At 46.5% G+C, this 20,060-nt stretch carries 19 protein-coding genes; 7 read left to right on the forward strand and 12 right to left on the reverse strand.

What is annotated here, in order from left to right:
- Nucleotides 1-158 precede the first annotated feature (158 nt).
- On the reverse strand, nucleotides 159-830 hold the full coding sequence (locus tag ACTHQF_RS17400) for a DUF4142 domain-containing protein (RefSeq protein ID WP_440432189.1): 672 nt from the start codon (nucleotides 828-830) through the stop codon (nucleotides 159-161).
- 221 nt (nucleotides 831-1,051) lie between these two features.
- On the opposite strand from ACTHQF_RS17400, the gene ACTHQF_RS17405 reads away from it, so the two are divergent.
- The 4 genes from ACTHQF_RS17405 (at nucleotide 1,052) to ACTHQF_RS17420 (ending at nucleotide 3,921) form a co-directional block, all read left to right on the forward strand.
- Nucleotides 1,052-1,648: a YciE/YciF ferroxidase family protein gene (locus ACTHQF_RS17405; RefSeq protein ID WP_440432191.1), complete on the forward strand. Its 597-nt coding sequence runs from the start codon at nucleotides 1,052-1,054 to the stop codon at nucleotides 1,646-1,648.
- 74 nt (nucleotides 1,649-1,722) lie between these two features.
- On the forward strand, nucleotides 1,723-2,619 hold the full coding sequence (locus tag ACTHQF_RS17410) for a DnaJ C-terminal domain-containing protein (protein ID WP_440432193.1): 897 nt from the start codon (nucleotides 1,723-1,725) through the stop codon (nucleotides 2,617-2,619).
- 8 nt (nucleotides 2,620-2,627) lie between these two features.
- Nucleotides 2,628-2,912, forward strand: coding sequence for a chaperone modulator CbpM (locus ACTHQF_RS17415; protein WP_440432195.1), 285 nt, complete (start codon nucleotides 2,628-2,630; stop codon nucleotides 2,910-2,912).
- 142 nt (nucleotides 2,913-3,054) lie between these two features.
- The gene (locus ACTHQF_RS17420; protein ID WP_440432197.1) at nucleotides 3,055-3,921 is read left to right on the forward strand and encodes an aldose 1-epimerase family protein; all 867 of its coding nucleotides are present in this window, start codon (nucleotides 3,055-3,057) and stop codon (nucleotides 3,919-3,921) included.
- On the opposite strand, the gene ACTHQF_RS17425 is transcribed toward ACTHQF_RS17420, so the two are convergent.
- From ACTHQF_RS17425 to ACTHQF_RS17465, 9 genes are all read right to left on the reverse strand, one after another.
- Nucleotides 3,918-5,138, reverse strand: coding sequence for an exo-alpha-sialidase (locus ACTHQF_RS17425; protein ID WP_440432199.1), 1,221 nt, complete (start codon nucleotides 5,136-5,138; stop codon nucleotides 3,918-3,920). The two genes, ACTHQF_RS17420 and ACTHQF_RS17425, sit on opposite strands and share 4 nt — an antisense overlap.
- A gap of 295 nt (nucleotides 5,139-5,433) precedes the next feature.
- Nucleotides 5,434-6,528, reverse strand: coding sequence for a CgeB family protein (locus tag ACTHQF_RS17430; RefSeq protein ID WP_440432201.1), 1,095 nt, complete (start codon nucleotides 6,526-6,528; stop codon nucleotides 5,434-5,436).
- Nucleotides 6,525-7,628 (reverse strand): CgeB family protein, encoded by a 1,104-nt coding sequence (locus ACTHQF_RS17435; protein WP_440432203.1) that lies wholly within the window; start codon nucleotides 7,626-7,628, stop codon nucleotides 6,525-6,527. The genes ACTHQF_RS17430 and ACTHQF_RS17435 overlap by 4 nt, the downstream gene beginning before the upstream one ends.
- Before the next feature lie 2 nt (nucleotides 7,629-7,630).
- On the reverse strand, nucleotides 7,631-8,734 hold the full coding sequence (locus ACTHQF_RS17440; protein WP_440432205.1) for a CgeB family protein: 1,104 nt from the start codon (nucleotides 8,732-8,734) through the stop codon (nucleotides 7,631-7,633).
- Between the two features lie 15 nt (nucleotides 8,735-8,749).
- On the reverse strand, nucleotides 8,750-9,856 hold the full coding sequence (locus ACTHQF_RS17445) for a glycosyltransferase family 4 protein (protein WP_440432207.1): 1,107 nt from the start codon (nucleotides 9,854-9,856) through the stop codon (nucleotides 8,750-8,752).
- A 24-nt stretch (nucleotides 9,857-9,880) separates the two neighbouring features.
- The gene (locus tag ACTHQF_RS17450) at nucleotides 9,881-10,891 is read right to left on the reverse strand and encodes a Gfo/Idh/MocA family protein (RefSeq protein WP_440432209.1); all 1,011 of its coding nucleotides are present in this window, start codon (nucleotides 10,889-10,891) and stop codon (nucleotides 9,881-9,883) included.
- A 5-nt stretch (nucleotides 10,892-10,896) separates the two neighbouring features.
- Nucleotides 10,897-11,907: an MDR/zinc-dependent alcohol dehydrogenase-like family protein gene (locus ACTHQF_RS17455; RefSeq protein WP_440432211.1), complete on the reverse strand. Its 1,011-nt coding sequence runs from the start codon at nucleotides 11,905-11,907 to the stop codon at nucleotides 10,897-10,899.
- Nucleotides 11,907-12,998: a GDP-mannose 4,6-dehydratase gene (locus tag ACTHQF_RS17460; protein ID WP_440432213.1), complete on the reverse strand. Its 1,092-nt coding sequence runs from the start codon at nucleotides 12,996-12,998 to the stop codon at nucleotides 11,907-11,909. The genes ACTHQF_RS17455 and ACTHQF_RS17460 overlap by 1 nt, the downstream gene beginning before the upstream one ends.
- A 24-nt stretch (nucleotides 12,999-13,022) precedes the next feature.
- The gene (locus ACTHQF_RS17465) at nucleotides 13,023-14,132 is read right to left on the reverse strand and encodes an NAD-dependent epimerase/dehydratase family protein (protein WP_440432215.1); all 1,110 of its coding nucleotides are present in this window, start codon (nucleotides 14,130-14,132) and stop codon (nucleotides 13,023-13,025) included.
- A 554-nt stretch (nucleotides 14,133-14,686) separates the two neighbouring features.
- On the opposite strand from ACTHQF_RS17465, the gene ACTHQF_RS17470 reads away from it, so the two are divergent.
- Genes ACTHQF_RS17470 through ACTHQF_RS17480 form a run of 3 tightly spaced genes read left to right on the forward strand, consistent with a single transcriptional unit; the run spans nucleotide 14,687 to nucleotide 17,310 of the window.
- The gene (locus ACTHQF_RS17470) at nucleotides 14,687-15,463 is read left to right on the forward strand and encodes a TIGR04290 family methyltransferase (protein ID WP_440432217.1); all 777 of its coding nucleotides are present in this window, start codon (nucleotides 14,687-14,689) and stop codon (nucleotides 15,461-15,463) included.
- 8 nt (nucleotides 15,464-15,471) lie between these two features.
- Nucleotides 15,472-16,356 (forward strand): hypothetical protein, encoded by an 885-nt coding sequence (locus ACTHQF_RS17475; RefSeq protein WP_440432219.1) that lies wholly within the window; start codon nucleotides 15,472-15,474, stop codon nucleotides 16,354-16,356.
- A 3-nt stretch (nucleotides 16,357-16,359) separates the two neighbouring features.
- Nucleotides 16,360-17,310: a glycosyltransferase family 9 protein gene (locus tag ACTHQF_RS17480; RefSeq protein ID WP_440432221.1), complete on the forward strand. Its 951-nt coding sequence runs from the start codon at nucleotides 16,360-16,362 to the stop codon at nucleotides 17,308-17,310.
- Nucleotides 17,311-17,367: 57 nt separating this feature from the next.
- On the opposite strand, the gene ACTHQF_RS17485 is transcribed toward ACTHQF_RS17480, so the two are convergent.
- Both ACTHQF_RS17485 and ACTHQF_RS17490 read right to left on the reverse strand, forming a co-directional pair.
- A complete protein-coding gene (locus ACTHQF_RS17485) occupies nucleotides 17,368-18,894 on the reverse strand; it encodes a Coenzyme F420 hydrogenase/dehydrogenase, beta subunit C-terminal domain (RefSeq protein WP_440432223.1) in 1,527 nt (508 codons plus the stop codon).
- Complete coding sequence (locus ACTHQF_RS17490) at nucleotides 18,891-19,997, reverse strand: polysaccharide pyruvyl transferase family protein (protein ID WP_440432225.1); 1,107 nt, start codon at nucleotides 19,995-19,997, stop codon at nucleotides 18,891-18,893. Before ACTHQF_RS17490 ends, ACTHQF_RS17485 begins: the two co-directional genes overlap by 4 nt.
- Nucleotides 19,998-20,060: the final 63 nt, after the last annotated feature.

The raw sequence follows: 20,060 nt of genomic DNA on the forward strand, positions 1-20,060 counted from the left end.
TGTTGGGCTTTTCGTTTTTCATATCATTTCTGTTTTTGAAAAACTCTCCATGTAAACTAAATTCAGGAATCTACACACAAAAAAAGCGGGCTGTTGCCCGCTTCTTAACTATTTATGAAATGATCTTGTAACACAAGTTTAGCTGTGCTCCCTTCCAGTTACTGAACTGGCTTTTTATTCTCTTCTTTGGTTGGACTTAAGTTCAGGATGTCATCACCGTTGTTCATCTTCTGTCCTTCAAGCTTATCGCTGATTTGCTTTGCTTGTTTATAATGGGCTTCCAGAATTGGCAGGGTCTTCGTTGCGAAGGCCTTAATTGCCGGATCCTGGGCAGACGTTGCCGTTCTGAATAACTCAAGGGTGGCGATATGATCTGTTACCATCATTTGCATATAATGCCTGTCAAAGCCGTCGCCTTGCAAGCCTTTCATGGCATCCATGTGTGCCTTTTCTTTCTGAGGGAATGTATTCGCAAGCTGCAGTCCCTTGTTCTTGGCGATACCTTCAAGTTCTTTATTGGCGGCTGAATGATCTTTGATCATCATGGTAGCAAACTCTTTGACCATCGGGCTTTTAGATTTCTGCAAAGCCAGGTTGCCTGCTTCAACTTCCATCATGCCACCGATGCCGGCCTTGTTTACGAATTCAGATTCTACCGGCACCAGTTTACTATCTTTCTTAGTTGCTGCATCACCAATAGTGTCCAACGCGGTGTCTGAAGATAAAGTTGTGGCCGTTCCTGCCACCTTCTCCTGGTCTGAGCCGGAAGAGCAAGCCTGAAAGGCCAATCCGGAGATCATTAAAGCAGCGATTAGGTTTCTATTTTTCATAATTGAATGGTTTTAATTGGATATAAATCCTCATTTATTTGGTTCTACATGCTAACAACAGCTATAAATATCAAAAGTTTTAAAAGGCTACAAGGCTTGGGAAAAGTGCGCTGAGCCTGGAACAGCATATACCATAAAAAAACATTTTTTCCAAACATTTCCGCCCGCTTGCAGTTGTAATGTCAACCAACCAGAACAATAAAACATTAAATAGCTAACCTATGGCAACGACTAAAAAAACAGAATCCGCAGCTGAAACTAAGAAGTCAGCAGCGCCTAAAAAATCATCAACAAAGAAAGCATCCGGAATGACCGGCAAGATGAAGGATTCAGAATTCCATGAATTTTTCGTTGATGGCTTAAAAGACATTTACTGGGCTGAAAAACACCTGGCTAAGGCATTACCTAAGCTAAAAAAAGCCGCTACGAGCGAAGAGCTTGCACAAGCTTTTGAAAAACATACTGAAGAAACTGCAGAGCATATCGCACGCTTAGAGCAAGTATTTGAACTGCTGGAAGAAAAAGCAGTGGGTAAGAAATGTGAAGCAATGGAAGGATTAGTTAAGGAAGCAGAAAGCATCATTGAAGAAACCGATAAAGGTACAATGATTCGCGATGCTGGATTAATCATGGCTGCACAGAAAGTTGAACATTATGAAATTGCATCTTACGGTACGCTAAGAACTTTTGCGGAGATCATGGGACATACAGAAGTTGTTGATCTTTTGGACCAGACCCTGGAGAATGAGAAAGCCACTGACGTTATCTTAACTGAGGTTGCGGTTTCTTCGATCAACGAGCCAGCGTCTGAAGAATAAGAGCTTATTAGTTAATTTTTATTTTAACCCGGACGCCCTATGTGTCCGGGTTTTTGGTTTTTAACCCATCCAACATGGCTTATATTGACTATTACAAAATCCTCGGTGTTGGCAAAGATGCCAGTGCAGAGGACATCAAGAAAGCTTACCGGAAACTCGCGCGCAAATACCATCCTGACCTCAACCCACACGATAAAGATGCCAACAAGCGCTTTCAGGAGGTGAATGAAGCGAATGAAGTGCTCAGCGATCCGGAGAAACGTAAAAAATATGACCAGTACGGTGAGAACTGGCAGCATGCAGCGGAGTTTGCACAAGCCGGAAATTCAGGGCAACAAGCTGGCGGACAGCAACAGGAAAATCCTTTTGCTTCGGGTGACTTCTCCGATTTTTTTGAATCGATGTTTGGAGGTGCCGCATTCGGCGGTGCTGGAAGATCTTCGTCGCGAGGAAACAGCCGTTTCAAAGGGCAGGACCTGCATGCCGAGCTGGAACTTGGCCTTATGGATGCTTATGTAACGCATAAACAAACCATCACCGTTAATGGAAAAAACCTTCGGATTACCATACCTGCAGGTATCGCTAACGGGCAGGTCATTAAACTAAAAGGACAGGGCATGCCCGGCATCAATGGCGGTCCTGCGGGAGATCTTTACATTACCTTCGGCATCGCGAACCACCCGGTTTTCAAAAGACTTGATGACGACCTGTATCTTAACCATGAGATTGATCTTTATACTGCTGTACTTGGAGGCGAAACCATGGTGGAAACGCCAGACAGCAAAGTAAAACTTCGCGTAAATCCAGGCACCCAAAACGGCACCAAGGTGAGGCTTAAAGGGAAAGGTTTCCCCGTGTATAAGAAGGAAGGTGAATTTGGTAACCTGTATGTAACCTACCAGGTAAAACTTCCGACTACATTAAGCGCACAACAAAGAGCGCTGTTTGAAGAATTGTCAAAAATGCAATAGTTAAAGTTATGGCAACATTGATCACACTGAAGGAATATAGTATTCAATATAACATTGAACCAGAATTTTTGCTTGAACTGGAAGAATCAGGCATTATCTTTTTTCAGGAAGAAGGGGAAGAAAAATACATTTTGGAAGAGCAGCTCAGTGAATTGGAACGCTACATCCGCTTCTATTACGACCTGAATATCAATATTGAGGGCATCGATGCCATTAGGCATTTGTTGGCGAAAGTTGCTGAAATGGAGCGTGAAATAAAGATGCTGAGAGGTCAGCTACACCTGCATCAATAATTTGAATTTATGGGATATTCGCGAGCTCGCTTCTCGCCGATGATGTCAGCATGAGGTAATACTTCAAGCTATACCCCGGATTTTAAAACTTGCTGGGACCTAATTCGTTTAAAATAATGAATATTAGCTCAGATTAAGGATCATGATTACACTGGAAAACGGATTACTGAAAGCAAGCTTTGTACAGAAAGGCGCCGAACTTCAATCGCTAAAAAGCAAAACATCTGGTATAGAATACATCTGGGACGCTAATCCAAAGGATTGGGCTAAACACAGCCCTGTGCTCTTCCCTATTGTTGGTGCCCTTAAAGATAATCGTTACGCCTACCAAGGTGAGCAGTACGAGCTTTCCAGACATGGTTTTGCCAGGGATATGGAGTTCGAGCTCGAATCAAAGTCGGCCGATGAAGTTGTTTTCACCCTCAGGTCTTCTGAAAGTACCAAAAAAGTTTATCCTTTTGAATTTAGCCTTAGCCTGATCTATACCCTTAAGAGTCATGGCTTGAGTTGTACTTACAAGGTTTACAATCCATCGGACGCTGATCTTCTATTCTCGGTAGGTGGCCACCCGGCTTTCGCAACACCTGTTGATGAAAATCTGCGATACGAAGACTATTACTTACGTTTTAATCAGGATGAAGAGCTGCTGATCAATAAGATCTCCGACAACCTCATTTCTGAGGAAGTTAAAAGCATCCCGTTGAAGGATAAAGTGTTGTCCCTTAAATATGACTTGTTCTATGAAGATGCGTTGGTAATCAAGGCATTGAAGAGCAATAAGATTAGTCTTCAGAACAAAGTTAACTCCCATGGACTGCATTTTAGTTTTGAAGGCTTTCCATATTTTGGAATCTGGGCCGCCGAGGATGCCAATTTCGTGTGTTTAGAGCCCTGGTGTGGCATTGCGGATAGTGTTAACCACAGTGGGCAACTGAGCGATAAGGAAGGCATCGTGATTCTTTCAGCTGAAGAGTCCTGGCAAAGGACCTGGCAGGTCGATATCTTTTAAGGCTTTTCGCGGATCACCCTACCCTCCTTCCAGAAAACAGCACTGCTGCTATCAGGATAATTTCTGGTTGTAAGCAGCGCCAACCTGTCTTTATCCACGATGAACAAGGAGCAAAAATAACGTCCTTCATTTTCGGGTAGATCAGGGTAAGGAAAACTCAGATTACCGAAGTTTTTAGCCATGCTGTTGCCGACCATCACAACCACTGAATTCTTTTTCCAGCCTTTATAGCGGTCGAGCTTACGGCCGAGTTCGGTCTGCATGGAGATCACAGTTTCTCCAGAAGGGAACTGAACTACTGTCGGTGCACCGCCCCAGACCGGATCCACCGAGCCTATCCATCTACGGCCATTATCCTTTGTTCCCACAGTCGCGTAATTCCAGTTTGCCTTCATGGAGGTCCAGATGATTTCTGGTGAGGTCATATTCTCAACAGCTTCCACAGGGATGATGATGCCCTTATCGTCTTTCAATACCAATGGCACCGGCATACCGTCGCGTCGGCCGGGCGTAAAAGCAACCATCTGCGGACTCGACCAAGTAGCACCATTATCTTTAGAGCGGATCAACAGCACTTTCTGTTCATGGCGACCTTTTGCCGCCTTGGTGCTTACCAGCTCATTGGAGAAGAATAGTTGAATTTCGCCGTTGGGGAGCTGTGTCATACCGGGTTCCCAGGATCGCCCCAGGGCAACAATTGATGGTTCAGTCCAAGTTTCTCCGGCATCTTTGCTGATGCGGACCTGCAGATTATTGTGCACACTATCATCCGGAATGCCTTTGCCGGTATATGCAAGCATTAACCATTTGTTGTTTAGCACCAATAGATCGGGGGTAGAAAATCCGGAATAACGATCCTGTTGATCATCTTTCACAATGATCCGTTCTTTCGTCCAGCTTTGGCCATTGTCAAAGCTCTTCTTAAGTGCGATGTTATCCCACTCGTGCCCTTTAGGTCCACAATGGTACACCAGCAGCACGGTATCGCCATTATAGCGTCTTGCTCTCCCGTACTCTGCGAAATATTCCTCATGAGAGACTTTTCGCTCGGTTTTATCCCAGATTATTTTTGCATTTCGGATGGTGTCGTCAATTCTTGGAAGGTCATCTTTTGCAAACTGAACTTTCACCTGCTTTTCAGGTGCCTGTTTACAGGAGCTTAGGTATACAAAGGAGCTAATTGCTAAAATGATAAGATTGAAGGCCAGTTTCTTCATAGACAACGTTTGTCTACATTAAACAGTTATCTGGCTGGATTGATTGCAGGTATTTGCGCTTAACAGAATTGTTATAGTTGCAGTGATTGCACAAGCCCTTAAACACCGAAGCCCCGGTTGGACCCGGGGCTTCTGCTATGTTTTGCCTAGCCCTCGCGGATTACCCGCTCCTAGGACTTTTTATCTTGTATTTGCTTTATCAATATAATCAAAAAACGAATATTTTCAGCAAATGTTTTGCGCTTTAAATTACAGGTATTTTCCACCCGTGTGCTTGCTGTTGAACGCGATAGGGCTACTTCATCACGCTCGGCGCAGGCATTAACGCATAAGCATAGGCGACAAGCTCCGCTGCCCGGTGACTGGCGGTATGTGCATTGAGAATTTTGGCTCTCGCACGTTCACCAATTTCTATACGGGTAGCCTCATCCATTGTCTGCAGGTAGTTCAAGGTTTCTTCCCCCGAGTTCGACACCAGGATCTCTGTTCCAATCTCGAATACGGAATCCAACCCTTCCCAGAAGTCGCTGATGATTGGCACGCCACAAGCGGCTGCTTCAAACAAGCGTACACTGGGCGAATATCCTGCCTTGATCATATCCGCCCGGGTGATGTTTAAGGCGAAACGCTGGGCATTATAGAACTTGCGGTGTTCTGCAGGTGGCAAGTGGTGGATGTGTTCGATGTTCGCAGGCCATTCTATGGAATCAGGATATTGTGGCCCCGCGACCGTAAAGCGGCCTTCAGGCCAGGCTTTCGCCGCATCAAACATCAGTTTTTCCAATGGCGGCTGACGGTCATCGCTGTAGGTACCCAGATACCCAAGATCCATTGTTTTCTCCACCTCTTCAGGGAAATACAAGGCGGGATCTACGGAGCAGTACAAAGCCCTTGCACATGGTGAGCCATACTTTTCTTCGAGTAACTTAAGCGTTGGTCCGCCGGTGAAAGAAAGATATAGGTCATACTTGGCAATGAGCTCAGGACTTAGGTACTCGTAATCGTTTCGTTCCAGCTTGGCAAGGGTCACTGGCGTATCGATGTCATAGAATGCCTTGATACCTCTTGCGGTCTGGCAAACCCATTCCCCAACCGGCACACCTTCTGGTACGTAAGAACCCACGATAACAAAGTCGGCAGTACTTACCGTTGAGGCGTAATTATTTTTAAGTTCCTCCAGATCTTTGTACAAAATGGTTTTGCAGTATTCCGGGTTTGCAAGATCCCTGTTTTCTGCATACCAGGGTACATCACGTTCCAGAAACGTTACCTTGTGGCCTGCTTTATCCAATTCCTTAACGAGTGCCCTAAAGGTCGTGGCGTGTCCGTTGCCCCAGGAAGAGGTGATGGATAGACCGAGTATGGTGATGTTTAAAGGCTTTCTATTCATGCTGGATCAGAATTGGTGAGTTGAAAATGTGCTTTAAACAGTTTATCAGCTTCAAGCGCCCGGTGTGCATAGGTATGGTGCTTTAAAACACGTTCTTTTGCGGCTTCCCCGATGGCCCTTGCTTCTTCAGCGGATAGCTTGCTGAGGATCTCTGCAACCTCATCACCACTTCCTGCTACAAGGATTTCTTTTCCCGGCTCGAAGAAAAAGTCGATACCTATCCAGTAGTCGGTGATGATACAGGCACCAGCCCCGGCAGCTTCAAACACGCGGGTGGCTGGCGAAAAACCCATTTTTGCCATGCTGTCTCTGCTGATGTTCAATACCGCTTTTGGCGTGCAGTTAAAAGCATTATGCTCTTTGGTGTAAACGTGTCCGATGTACTCGATGTTTGATGGCATGTGTTTATCGCCCCAGCCACTGCCTCCAATCTTCAATGTTTGTTCTGGCAGCTTTGCTGCAGCCTTCAGAAAGAATTCTTCTACACGGGATTCGCGGTCAGGTAATCTGTTGCCTAGAAAAGCCAGGTCACATTTAAATTTTTCTTCCTCTGGTACCGGGTAATGGGTTTCAGGGTCTAAAGCATTATAGATGGGAATACACCTGCTGGCACCAAAGGCGGTATAAGCATCAATTACCGGTTGCCCGCCGCCATAGGTTAAGATCATATCGTATTGTGGCACCAGCGCACGAAAAGGATCCTCAGGATTATTGGTCATACGCTCCAGCGTAGCAGGTGCATCCACGTCCCAGAAGATCACCAGCTGATGTTCTTTTCTAAGTTTAAGTACCTGCTCTTCGAGCAGCTCATCAAAGACACCCACCCCACTCGCTTTAATTACAATATCGGCCTCAGCAGCTTTTGCAAGTACTTCATGCGCACTTCCTTCATTGTTTTCATACACGACGACTGTGGCCCATTCTGGATCGGGAATATCCCGGTGCTGCTGGCGCTCATAGGCATCAGGTTCATAAAAGGTAATTTGGTGTCCCAATCGGTTCAGTTCTTTGATGATGCCTCTGTAATACGTAGCGGCACCGTTCCAATAGGCGGAAACAAGGCTTGAGCCGTAAAAGGCAATTTTAAGTTGATTCTTCATGTTTATTTGTGGTTAGGTTTTGGGAGTGTCTCCAGGATCTGCAATAATTCATCTACACGGTGGGCACAGGTATGTCTGGCCTGTATGGTCTTCAGCCCATGTTCCGCGATTGTTCGGCCGGTTACCTCATCGCTTAGAATGCTGGAAAGATGTGCTTTCATGGCTTCCTTGCTATCCGCAACCAGGTAATCCTTTCCGGGTGTGAATAAATGCTCGGCATCATCCCATGGTGAGCAGACCAGCGGAATGCCGCAGGCCATCGCTTCGAACGGGCGAATGGTTGGTATCCCCGGCAAGGACTCGACATAGGGACGCCTTGGCACATGGACGGTCACTTTGTACTTCGCGAAGATTTCCGGTGCTTTATAGTTTGGTAGCCAGTTACCATATTCGATACCAGCCTCTTTCAGCGCCTTTAAAGCAGTATCGGGATAACGCACGCCATAGATCTTTGCTTTCAAACCGAGTTCCTTTACAGGATCGATCAGGTAGGTTTGAAGCTCTTTAGTTCGTTCATCATCGCCCCAGTTGCCGATCCAGACCAAGTCGCCCAGTTGCTCTTGGCTCTCCCGTGGGTGGAAGATCAGGGTGTCTGCAGCTTCATGCCAGGTCCATGCGTTTTTAGTCCATCCTTCTTTCAGGTAAAGGTCACGTATCACATTGCCAAATGCGAGTACACCATCATAATGACGCAGATCGTACTGTTCCATGCTGGCGCGTTCGGTTACTGCACGGTGATGGGTATCATGAAATAGCAGTTTGAATTTCCCTGTTTTAGCATGGTACTCCCCGATTGCTTTTACGAGGCTATGTTCATTCCACTCGTGGACAATCACCAGGTCCTGATCTGCCAGCAAGGCATCCAGATCAATGTGCTCTGCTTCGTAGAAAATGGATTTCAGTTGCGGGTAGGTTCGCTGAAACTCCTCCAGGTAAGATTCGCCATGGCCTTCAAGCAGGTTGGTTAAACTCCAGTTATCTTTAGGCTCGTACACTTTTACCTCATGTCCTCTATTGATCAGTTCGGCGACAACGCCTCTCAGGAAGTGCGCATTACCGTGGTTCCAATCGGACAATAGAGAATGGTAAAACATGCTTATTTTCATATATTCTGTGTGTTTTTAGGATACTAAATTGGTTTTTACCAGCTTTTGGTACAGCTGCAGATACTTTGCCGCCATGTTTTTCAGGGAATACTGACGGGCTTTTTCTTCAGAACGCTTGATCATTTCAGCGGCAAGTGCCGGCTGCTGCTGCATGTGGATGAGTAATGCGTCGATTTCGGCAGGATTATCTGGATGGAAGTATAATGCCGAATCTCCCCATAGTTCTTTCAGCGTCGGGTTATCAGCAAGCAACAACAGACAACCGGAAAGTGCCGCCTCCAGCGCGGAAAGCCCGAAAGGCTCATACTTCGCCGGGAGTACGTAATAGTAAGATTCGGCTAAATATTCTTTGATCGCCTCCTGGCTTAACTTACCCAATAACTGCACGTTTTCAATCTCCACTACTTCAGCGGTATTGGGGTCGATGTTATCGCCAGCGATGAGAATTGGAAGTTTCTCAGGATTAGAAATCTTGCTTAATATGGCGAGGTTTTTGGCTTCATCCCAAATGCGCCCCATGGCGAATACCTGCTGCTTTTTTTGCTTTGTATAGAATGTCTCGGTGTCGCGCCCATTGTAGATGACGGCGATGTTATCCATCGGGCCGTAGAGCCTGTTTATTTCAGCTGCATAGGTGCTGGAGATCGAAACTACTGCATCTGCTGCCTTTAATCCTGCGGCAACACGCTGCCGGTATTCATCCCATTCCGCGGGTGCGGGTTCGTTTAAGACACCTTGCCACCAGGATAATACACAAGAGTGGGCAACGACCATCACCGGCGCTTTAAAGTCCAGCACTGCATGCATGTATCCGTTCAAATGGATGATGTCCGGTTCAAGCTCACGTTCCAGCTTTAGCAACCATTCACCGGAGGCAGCCACATCGTTCCATGGATTGTCCATCCATTCGAGTTTGTAATTGCTTTCGTATAACTCGACGTTGGGGATGTTCTTAACTTCAGCATGCTGACTTTCTGATAGGCAACAACCCATGGTGGCAAAATGTACCCTGATACCTGCGGTTTCATACGCCCGACAGAGATCCATGGCATAGGTCCAGACACCCCCAATGGGGTCTGCAGTCATGAGTACTTTCCGGATTGCTTGGTCTTTTATCATCATAGGCGCATTACGCTATCTTCTGCGCTATTTTCTTTTATATATTCTATCGAGGATCTCCGCTGCTTTGAGGTATTGGTAGGCTTCCGGGTTAAACTTGTTCCCTTTATCAGCAAGCGCTTCCGCCCAGTGGATTGCTGCTTTTCCGCCCCATGCATCACCAGGTGTACTGATGACCTCACGGGAAGTTCCATAGAAACGTTCGGTGGAGAAGTCGTAGAAAGATCCATTTACATTTTTGAAAGATACGCCACCCTTGGTACCATAGATGCTAACCTCAATCACAGCATCTACGCCCGCAGGTAGATTCCAGGAACAGGCAAGTTGAACAGCGATTTGGTCATTTAGCAGCAGTTGAGCTACTGCATAATCTTCTACCTGGGCTACGATGTCCTCGATCTTCTTTCCTTTAGAGAACAGCTGACTGCTGACTTCGTTCACTTCAGGGTTGTTAAACAACCACACCAGCAGGTCAACGAGGTGCACACCCAAATCCATTACACAACCACCACCGGCAAGCTCAGGATCGAAGTACCATGGCTTGTCTGGGCCATAAGCATTGTGGAATACCAGGTTTACGCCATAAATGTCGCCCAGTTCTCCCGCATCCAGCACCGCTTTCAAAGCTTTAATGCCGTTTGTAAAGCGGTAAGAGAAATCGACACCAAGCAGGACATCCTGCGCCTCTGCGGCTTCGACCACTGCTTTTACTTCGAGCGCATTGCGGCCTAAGGGTTTTTGACAGAATACCGCTTTACCTGCTTCGAGGGCTTCGATAGATTGCGACGCGTGTAGCGCACTAGGGGTAGCGATGATCACACCATCTACATTCGTGTTCAGAATGGCTGGTAAGGACTCCAGCACTTCAGCACCTGCAGCAAACTGTAAAGCTTCTTCAGCGTACTGGGTATTCGGGTCGGAAACAACCTGAATGGCTGCTATATTGCTTTCTGCTATGGCTTGCAGGCGATTGCGGCCAATCCAGCCCACGCCAATAAACCCCAGCTTAGGTTTTTGATCTACAATTGTTTCATCCATCTCTACTAATCTTTAAACGTTATCAATGCTTTGGTAAATCCTTCAGGGTTTTCGTGGTGCAGCTCAAATGCCTGTTGAAGTTCTTCTGCCGGAAAAACATGGGTAAACAAAGGCTGTGGGTCTATCCGACCGTCCTGCACTGCCTTCACTGCATTCCGCATACCTTTCAGGTATTCTTCGGGGTCACGTTCATGAGCATTGATCACGTCCATGCCACGCCAGTTCCAGAGTTGCATGTTTACCTGCCGGGTTCCATCCTGATGATAACCAGCGATGATTAGCTTACCGCGTATACCGGTTAATTCAGCTGCAAGATCAAGCGGCCATTGTTTCCCTGTAGCCTCAATTACACGCTCACAGAAGTTTCCATTCGTAAGTTGTTTCACTTGCTCAATGATCTTCCAGTGATCATCCATCGGTATGACTTCATCTGCCCCTAGTTTACGGGCAAGTTCAAGCGAGGAGTTTTTACGGGAAATTGCGATGACCTTTGCACCTGCATGATGGGCCAGTTGGATGAGTAATGCACCTAAAAAGCCAATGCCGAGAATGGCCACGGTTTGCCCTGCACGGATGTCGCTGCGTTCGAAGATGTTCATGGCACAACCTAAAGGTTCTCCGGGGAAAGGCATACCGTCAAGTTCAGCCGGTAGCTTGATGAGGTTGCTTGCTTTGGTTATATCATATGCTGCAAAGGCGTTGTAGGTGATGGCAGCAACACGTTCGCCCTTGCTGAAACCCTGCACATCTTGGCCCAGCGCATCAATTCTGCCCCAGCCTTCATGCCCTGGATTGCCGGCCGGTACAGGATATTGGAACCAGTCACGCCCCTCCCATACCGGAAGGTTCGAGGCACATAACCCACAGCCCTCCATCTTAATCCTGACTTCATCTGCAGCAGGCTCGGGCATGCTTATTTGTTTTCTTGTAATGGTCTTTGGAGCGGTAATCTCCAGTGCTTCCATTACGGTAGTATTCGTATTCGTTGTATTTGTTTCTTGGATTTCTGCTTCCATTATATCGATTCGCGCGAATATATATTGTTTGTTATGGTGGTATTCCTGAACTCAACGAGCCATTGATACAGTTGTTGAATACCTTGTTGTGCAGTGACCTGCGGTGCCCAGCTGCCCGCATTACTAAATTTGCGGATATCGGACACATAATAGCGCTGGTCTCCCGGGCGCCATTCGCCAAAATCAACATCTAAAGCTTCCCCATGCATATTCTCAATGAGTTTCAGCAGTTCAAGTAAGCTAATAGTGTTGTTTACACCGCCGCCAATGTTGAAGGCTTGCCCGGTCAGATTGCCCATCTGCTGCTGTGCGATCTTCATTGCAAGTACAAGATCTTCCACAAAGAGGATATCCCGAACCTGCTTACCATCGCCATAGATGGTCAGTGGCTTTCCTTCCAGTGCACTGATCAAGAAGTGTGCGATCCATCCCTGATCTTCTGTTCCAAACTGGTGCGGGCCATAGATACAGCTCATTCGGAACACGACGGCCTGAAGGCCAAAGGTTCTTGCATAATCAAGGATATAGGCATCAGCCGCGCCTTTCGAGCAGCCATATGGGCTATGAAAATCGATGCTCCTTGCTTCGGAAACACCGGCAGCAGCAATAGCAGCATCTTCTGGTGCATAACGGTCGCCCTTTAAGATTACCTTTAAGTCTTCCAGATCGCCATAGACCTTATTGGTAGAGGTAAATACCAGTGGCGGCTGCTTTTCAGACTGACGAATGGCCTCCAGCAGGTTGATGGTTCCTCTTGCATTAACCTCGAAATCCATTAGGGGATCAGTACAGCTGGTGGTAACGGCCACCTGTGCCGCAAAGTGGTAAACCGCATCGGCGGCGTTCACCGCCTCTCTCAGGGCAGCTTCGTCTCTGATGTCAGCAATTTCTATCCTGAGGTTGGATGAATTATGTTTTTCTCTCAGCCAGTTGAGGTTTTTCTCTACCCCATTCCGCGAAAGATTATCGTAAATAATCACAGACTTACCTTCCGATAACAATGCATCTGCCAGGTTCGTACCGATGAATCCGGCTCCGCCTGTTATTAAAGTTGTGTGGTTACGGTGATCAGTTGTTGATTTGCTATTCATATAGCCGCAATTAAAGTTTCTAAGTTAAACGGTTAATCCCCTTGCTGCCAGCTCTTCTTTAGCCTGGTCCACATTGTCTACGGCAACCTGCTCTTCAAGCCATTCGGCGAGCTCTTTCAGGCCATCCTCGAAATTCACCTCCGGTTCAAAGCCAAGGATGCGCTTAGCCTTACTGATGTCTCCAAAGCAATGTCTGATATCTCCTACACGGTATTCACCTGTGACGTTATGTTCAACATCCACACCCATGGTCTGGGAGAGCTTTCTTGCAATTTCATTTACAGTATAACTGTTTCCACTCCCAATATTAAACACCTCGTAAGCAGCTTCTTCTACTTCAAGCGCAAGCCTGCAAGCCTTAGCAACATCTTTTACACTCACAAAATCGCGTTTTTGCTCGCCATCTTCAAAAATCAATGGTGCTTTATTGTTAAGATATCTTGAGGCAAAGATGGCAAGTACACCTGTATATGGGTTGGATAATGCCTGACGCGTTCCGTAGACATTGAAAAAACGCAACGCAACTGTCGGAATATTATAGGCTTTTCCACAAATCAAACTCATGACTTCCTGATCGTATTTAGATAGTGCATAAACAGAAGCTAAAGAAGGCTTTTTAGATTCAGGCGTTGCAATTGGCTTTAGTGCTGTACCATTATGCTTTAGTTCCCAATCGCTATTCTTTAGCTGTTGCAACGGGCGGTTTGCATCTTCTACAACATCGCCATTGTCAGCCACATAAAGACCTTCTCCGTAGATACTCATACTGGAGGCAACGATCAGACGCTTAACGGGATTCTCGATCAATGCTTCCAACAGGACTGCAGTACCACGGTTATTGACATCAGTATACTCATTTACTTCGTACATGCTTTGTCCCACACCAACCCGTGCGGCAAAATGATACACGGCATCTACGCCCTTTAATGCGTTGAGTACGGCAGCTTTATCACGCACATCACCGACAATTAGTTCAACGTCAGGATGAAGATACTCCGGACGCTCCGCTTCCGGCCCATGGACCTGCGCAATCAGGCTATCCAACACTCTTACAGTGTAACCTTTACTAATTAGTTCATCGCATAAATGGGAACCGATAAAACCTGCTCCTCCTGTAATTAAAATTTTATTCATAGTTAATGTGTTACATTTAGCTTGTGTTCAGCAACATCTAAGTTGCTGCAAAAACACCTGCAGTTCGCGCTTCCTGAACAACAAAGCCAGCCGGTTCTCGCTGAAGCTTCTTCAATGCTGCATACAGATTCGCCAAACTACCTGCGATAAATCTTTTAATGTTTATAAGCGGTCTAAGTTAATTAACTGCTTCAAGCGGTTTAATTCCTTTCTACTCTTGCTAGTTACCTGAATTTCAAGGGTAGAAATTGCATCGCTTGTCGTATTCATATCCGAAAAGAAGGCGTTATATCTACTTTTTAACTTTTAAAACCGTATTTAAAACAATGGTTAATAAAAAAGGTTTACTTACTAGTGAATTTATTGAAGAAAACTTAATTATGCTGACTACAAACACATTACATTGAAAATATCAAATTAAACAGGCAAAAAAGGCAAATTGAAAAACAAACAATTCTATTTTTTTGTCTTCAAACAAATATGCAGGCAAATACAAGATGCCGCCTGTGGCTAGCTGGAGTAAGAAAATTAGGTAACAAATAAATACAACCTTAATGGACAACAAAATACCTTCCCCTTATGAAATGGGTGACTCAGAGATCAGGGAAAACATTCAAAAGCTTGGCAAGTGGTTTCACAACATTGAACTCAATGGCGTAAAGACCGCACCCGACCACTTTCTAGGAGATTACCCGAACGTAAAGTTCCAGATGTTTGCAGATGCTATTCCTAAAGACCTTACCGGGAAATCTGTTCTTGACATCGGCTGTAATGCCGGTTTTTATTCCATTGAAATGAAACGTCGCGGTGCAGAGCGGGTGCTTGGCATCGACTCTGATGAGGTTTACCTGAATCAGGCACGTTACGCCGCTAAGGTTTCTGGTGTCGATATCGAGTTCAGAAACATGTCGGTTTATGATGTTGGCGCCTTAGGCGAAAAGTTCGATGTCGTGATCTTTATGGGCGTGCTGTACCACCTGCGTCACCCGCTACTTGCACTGGACATTCTTTATGATACCGTTGTTAAAGATTTGCTGATCTTCCAGTCTATGCAACGCGGTAGTGACCAGCTTGTGCCAGTTGAAGCGGATTACGACTTCTGGAACACAGACATTTTCAAACAACCGGAGTTTCCGCAGATGTATTTTATTGAACACCGCTATTCTAACGACCCGACCAACTGGTGGATACCAAACCGTGCGGGCATGGAAGGGATGTTACGAAGTGCCGGTTTTGAGATTATACAACATCCTGAACTTGAAGTTTATATATGCCGCCGCGGTCAGTTGATTGATGACCAGGTTCGTGCAGTTTACCCGAAAAAGAAATAACATATTATATGATTGAAGCCGTTAAGTTCTGGAACGAACCGAATAACAAATCACATTGGAACTTTGAAATTGACGAGGGATGGAAAACCTTCTCGGACATGGTTAAACTAGCAGCCATCGCTGCAAAAGCCGAAAAACCGGACATTACACGCGTTCTTGGTGGAATCTCACCAATCGACCCCGGTTTTATTCAGCATCTTAAAAGTCTTGGTACGCTTGAAAACCTGAATGCAGTAGCCGTGCACGGGTTCCCCCTCGACTGGAATTTATGGAACATCAATGAGTGGCCTGCGAAGATCGCTGAAATCCGCGCAGTAACGGACCTGCCTGTATGGGTTACTGAAGTCGGTGTTTCCACCTTTGGTGCCGAAGAAGTACAGGAGTTTGGATTCCGCCGTACCGCGGAACTACTAACCGGCTTGGTTGACCGGGTTCACTGGTATAGCCTTTATGACTTACCGCAAGCCTGGGGTGCTACCACACGTCACCGTGAAGCCGAAGGTTCATCATATTACCGCCACTTCTATATGGGCTTGCTACATGAAGACGGCACACCGAAACTCGCCCTTAAACACTTTTCAGATTATACACCGGAATTCGGTATTTGTCAGTGGTTTCATTTTGAAGATCACCGCCTCGAAGAAGCGGTTTCCTGGTTGCGTAAATTAGGTGTGAAACGCCTGCGCACTGGATTAAGCTGGGCTGATTCTTTGAGACCGGGTGCAGATCAGTGGTTCGATAAGATGATGAAAGCGCTTGATGAATTTGATCTTACCATTACCTTCTGCTTTACACCGGAGGAAAAAGGTATCGAAGCACATCACACCAGTCCACCACACCACATAGAAGAATACGCTGATTTCTGCGCTCGCATGATGCGCCGCTATGCTTAAGTTATGTACGACAGAAAATCGCAGCACGAAAACGAGCAGCAATCATCTGACGAGTTAAAGCGGATCCCAAATGCCTGGATGCAGTTTATGCGTTCTGGGGCATTCGAGGAAGCCTGGAAACTGAGTGATAAAGTTCTTGCAGCCGGGGTTAATCGTGATCCCCGGCTGCCAAGACATTACCAGTGTGTATGGGATGGCAGACCATTAGCAGGAAAAAGGGTACTTGTGCGCTGCTATCATGGCTTGGGTGACACCATTCAGTTCATCCGTTATATTCCAAAGCTTAAGGAAATTGCTAAAGAGGTCATCGTCTGGGCACAGGAACCACTGATTGCCCTACTGAAAACCATTCCTGAGATCGACCTTCTTCTCCCACTACATGATGGGCAGCCCGAGGTAGGCTACGATGTAGATCTGGAAGTCATGGAGCTTCCTTTTATATTCCGCACCACCTTGGATACCATTCCCTCAAAGATCCCCTACCTTCATGCAGAACCACTGAAACTTTCTGAGGAACACAAGTTTAATGTAGGATTGGTGTGGCAGTCGGGCAATTGGAACCAGGCCCGCTGTATCCCTTTCGAAGCACTCACTCCCCTAGCTGAATTGAACATTGTAAACCTTTATATCCTACAGGGCAATGCCGAAGAAGCGGGATGGCAAGAAGGCTTTGGCATTCATCCTGGAGAATTTGACCTGTATAATTATGCAAGGGTAATTCGAGGCTTGGACCTGATGATCAGCGTAGACTCTATGCCAGCACACCTTGCCGGAGCGATGAACGTCCCAGTCTGGACCATCCTGCATGACCAGGCGGACTGGCGGTGGATGGACCAACGGAATGATAGTCCCTGGTACCCTTCAATGCGATTATTCCGCCAGAAGGACAAAGGCGATTGGCAAAAGGTGATTGCGGAAGTAGCCAAAGCGCTACAAGCCCTGGCTATGCTTTAGCCTACCTTGATGAAGCTATTGAATTGATTACAAATCAGTATGAAACTTTTATATAGCTTACTTTTTAAATTCTAAATAGCGTTTCTTCATCTCGCCAAAATTCCCTTTATGATAGGCTATGCCGTGGTAAAAGGAAGCTGCATACCTCGCCCAAGACAAGTATATTCCGGCCAGGCCAGTTTTACGAGCCAGCCAAAACATCCTATGGCTCCACTTGGAGATCCAGTAGCGAGTACGGTAAATAACCTTTCGTGATTGCTCAGCACGATCTGCATCCGGCTTAACACGTTTTTCCGGTTTAACACCTTTAGGTGCCCAGGTCAGACGATACGCCAGGCCCTCCCGGCGTTGCCGGAATCCGGCAGCCTGCGTTTGTTCCACAAATGCGCCATCAACGACTTCAAGCTGCAACCTACCCTCTTGGATCGCATCAACAATTAGCCCGCTAACCAAGGCAGAACGGGCAACGACCACATTTGTACCCTTGCCATCCGAAGAATATGGTTCTACCCAGGCATCCCCAAAAGCAACGTCCGCCGTTTCAGAAACCACATCGTCGCAGAAGTTGCAGGCACTGCTCATAAAAAAGCCGGCACCCCAGTCGCCATCAGCCAAATGCCACCAATCTTTATTAACCTGCTTGCCATCTTCCATCCGCAGCATAGCATTGTACCAGTTTGCAGGACGATCTGGATACTTATAACGGTATTCTACTTCCTTCACCTGCTGGAAGGGTACGTTCATCTGCCACGCAAAACTCTCCGCGAAATGTGCACTCTTCATATGCCCACAGAAAAGTCCAAGCGTAAAGCTGATGCGCTCCCGAAAAACCGCGTCCTCCTTACGGAGCAATTGAACGGCTTTAATCATACATGGTAAGGCAACTACCGCGTAACGGCCTGGCGTCTCTTTTATGGTGCGCAGCATGTCCGACAACTCCACCGGGTAATAACGTGATTTCGCACCTTCGTTAAGTTCGTCCTGATTTCTCGAGATGCGATACTTAAAGAACCGGCCATCAGATTGAGGATCCTTAACCGCTACAACATGAGCAACACCGTCAATCAGGCCTTTACGCAACAACTCTGAAGCAACCCAGGTCACCATGCCTCCGGAACTCCCCTGCAAGCGAAAATCGCTTTCCAGCACGTGACCAACGAAGGCAGTCTGAAAACGACCTACCGTGTCACTGTGCTGTGGCGCATCAGGAAAACTCCTGACAGCTAGTTCATCCTCTTTCTCCGCTTTTGGCGAAAACGGACAAGTGTTGCTGAAGCGCGCTGAGCGCCTTTTGTACCAGCTGGAAGGACCTTCAGGTTTATATAAGCCATAAGCATCAAACTTCATGCTTGCGCCGGTTCCCTGTAACTGCGCTTGAGCGGCACAACTTCCGCAGCCTATGCATAAACCCGACTTAACAATATCTTGAGGGCTGTATAACTCTGGCGCGGATTTTCCCAGGGCCGTTCCTTGTTGAACCATCACCTTTTGCTCAACATTGCCTGTATTCTTCTTATGCTGAATATGCTCAGGTGCTGCGACCTCAGCACTGATGGTAGCAGCTAAATTATCTTTCTCAGTCATGACAACTCCAGCAATTTCGGTGCTAAAGCCTCATCCAAATAAGCGTTGGAATCCGCCTGCAGGTTTTGAATTCTTTGATGAATTTGTGGAGCCAATGGTTCTGTTAAACGCGCATGATAAACAGCTGAAGGAGTATCTTCCATAATCAGATGCTTCTCCGCACCTAGCTTATTCATCAGCCCCTGCACCTTGATGCTACGGTATGCTGAGGTTTCACAAACGAAGGGTTTGGAATTAATCAGAGAAAAAACACAGCCATGAAAGAAGTTTGTTACCACCGCTTTAGCACCTGCCATAAAGTTCGCGAAATCATGAGGATCAGCCGTAAGCCAGTTCTCATCCGCCCAATCATTCCGATAGCCAATACTCACCAAGGGAAGCTGCTCCCGATCTGCCCAGGCCCTAACCTCACGAATGAAGAAGTCCGAGAAGTTATGCCCATATAGAGCAACATAAGGTGCAGCAAATTGTGACAGATCCCTATGCTCATAATTAATCGGGAACTGCAGGCATGGATCTAGTACCATATCAGGTTTAAAACCTAAAGACTGTTCTATAATCGTGCTTGAATTATCGTCCCGTACTGAGATATGATCAAATTGGGAGAGCTTATTTGCCCAATCTTTTTCTAAGCCCCAGGAGGCTTGATAATTACCGAAACTAGCTGCATAGGAGATCAAACGCCCGGTCTTTAAACCATCCCCATAAAACAGCGGACAGTAGTTGTACCAGGGATGAGATAAGTTCCAAACTTCATCGCTACCAACGACCACTAGATCATAGTCGTCCATTTCAGCAGGATTGTTGAGGTCGAAAGGCGCAGACAGCGGAAGCCCCTCAAACAACTTGAAGAACTTCTCTACTTTCTGGCGATATAAAGCATGATCCGAGGCCGGAACATGTGTCGGCAGAACAGGCTGAAGTGCACACTTCCACTCGGAGAAGTTCACCCTGCTGGATTGATGATCGAGAATTACAGCGTGGTGTCCACGCTTTTGCAGCCCTTCCACAAGACCTTTCGCCTGCCAGTAGCTTCCATAATTTATACAACGGTGAAACGTGAGTACTCCAATTTTCAGGCTTTGACTTTTCGTATTTTCCAAATGAATATATTTAATCTGAAGTAAACAGAATTGACAATTTAGGTAATGGTTGTAAAACAAAAA

The sequence above is a fragment of the Pedobacter sp. SAFR-022 genome, assembly GCF_051965375.1.
Taxonomy (GTDB): Bacteria; Bacteroidota; Bacteroidia; order Sphingobacteriales; family Sphingobacteriaceae; genus Pedobacter.

Bases quoted from the DNA above. Each gene is read 5' to 3' on its own strand.
- ACTHQF_RS17455 (WP_440432211.1), bottom strand. From the start codon at position 11,907: ATGGAAGCAGAAATCCAAGAAACAAATACAACGAATACGAATACTACC.
- ACTHQF_RS17430 (WP_440432201.1), bottom strand. From the start codon at position 6,528: ATGAATAGAAAGCCTTTAAACATCACCATACTCGGTCTATCCATCACC.
- ACTHQF_RS17405 (WP_440432191.1), top strand. From the start codon at position 1,052: ATGGCAACGACTAAAAAAACAGAATCCGCAGCTGAAACTAAGAAGTCA.
- ACTHQF_RS17420 (WP_440432197.1), top strand. From the start codon at position 3,055: ATGATTACACTGGAAAACGGATTACTGAAAGCAAGCTTTGTACAGAAA.
- ACTHQF_RS17400 (WP_440432189.1), bottom strand. From the start codon at position 830: ATGAAAAATAGAAACCTAATCGCTGCTTTAATGATCTCCGGATTGGCC.
- ACTHQF_RS17450 (WP_440432209.1), bottom strand. From the start codon at position 10,891: ATGGATGAAACAATTGTAGATCAAAAACCTAAGCTGGGGTTTATTGGC.
- ACTHQF_RS17425 (WP_440432199.1), bottom strand. From the start codon at position 5,138: ATGAAGAAACTGGCCTTCAATCTTATCATTTTAGCAATTAGCTCCTTT.
- ACTHQF_RS17410 (WP_440432193.1), top strand. From the start codon at position 1,723: ATGGCTTATATTGACTATTACAAAATCCTCGGTGTTGGCAAAGATGCC.
- ACTHQF_RS17460 (WP_440432213.1), bottom strand. From the start codon at position 12,998: ATGAATAGCAAATCAACAACTGATCACCGTAACCACACAACTTTAATA.
- ACTHQF_RS17465 (WP_440432215.1), bottom strand. From the start codon at position 14,132: ATGAATAAAATTTTAATTACAGGAGGAGCAGGTTTTATCGGTTCCCAT.
- ACTHQF_RS17435 (WP_440432203.1), bottom strand. From the start codon at position 7,628: ATGAAGAATCAACTTAAAATTGCCTTTTACGGCTCAAGCCTTGTTTCC.
- ACTHQF_RS17485 (WP_440432223.1), bottom strand. From the start codon at position 18,894: ATGACTGAGAAAGATAATTTAGCTGCTACCATCAGTGCTGAGGTCGCA.
- ACTHQF_RS17415 (WP_440432195.1), top strand. From the start codon at position 2,628: ATGGCAACATTGATCACACTGAAGGAATATAGTATTCAATATAACATT.
- ACTHQF_RS17480 (WP_440432221.1), top strand. From the start codon at position 16,360: ATGTACGACAGAAAATCGCAGCACGAAAACGAGCAGCAATCATCTGAC.
- ACTHQF_RS17445 (WP_440432207.1), bottom strand. From the start codon at position 9,856: ATGATGATAAAAGACCAAGCAATCCGGAAAGTACTCATGACTGCAGAC.
- ACTHQF_RS17475 (WP_440432219.1), top strand. From the start codon at position 15,472: ATGATTGAAGCCGTTAAGTTCTGGAACGAACCGAATAACAAATCACAT.
- ACTHQF_RS17470 (WP_440432217.1), top strand. From the start codon at position 14,687: ATGGACAACAAAATACCTTCCCCTTATGAAATGGGTGACTCAGAGATC.
- ACTHQF_RS17440 (WP_440432205.1), bottom strand. From the start codon at position 8,734: ATGAAAATAAGCATGTTTTACCATTCTCTATTGTCCGATTGGAACCAC.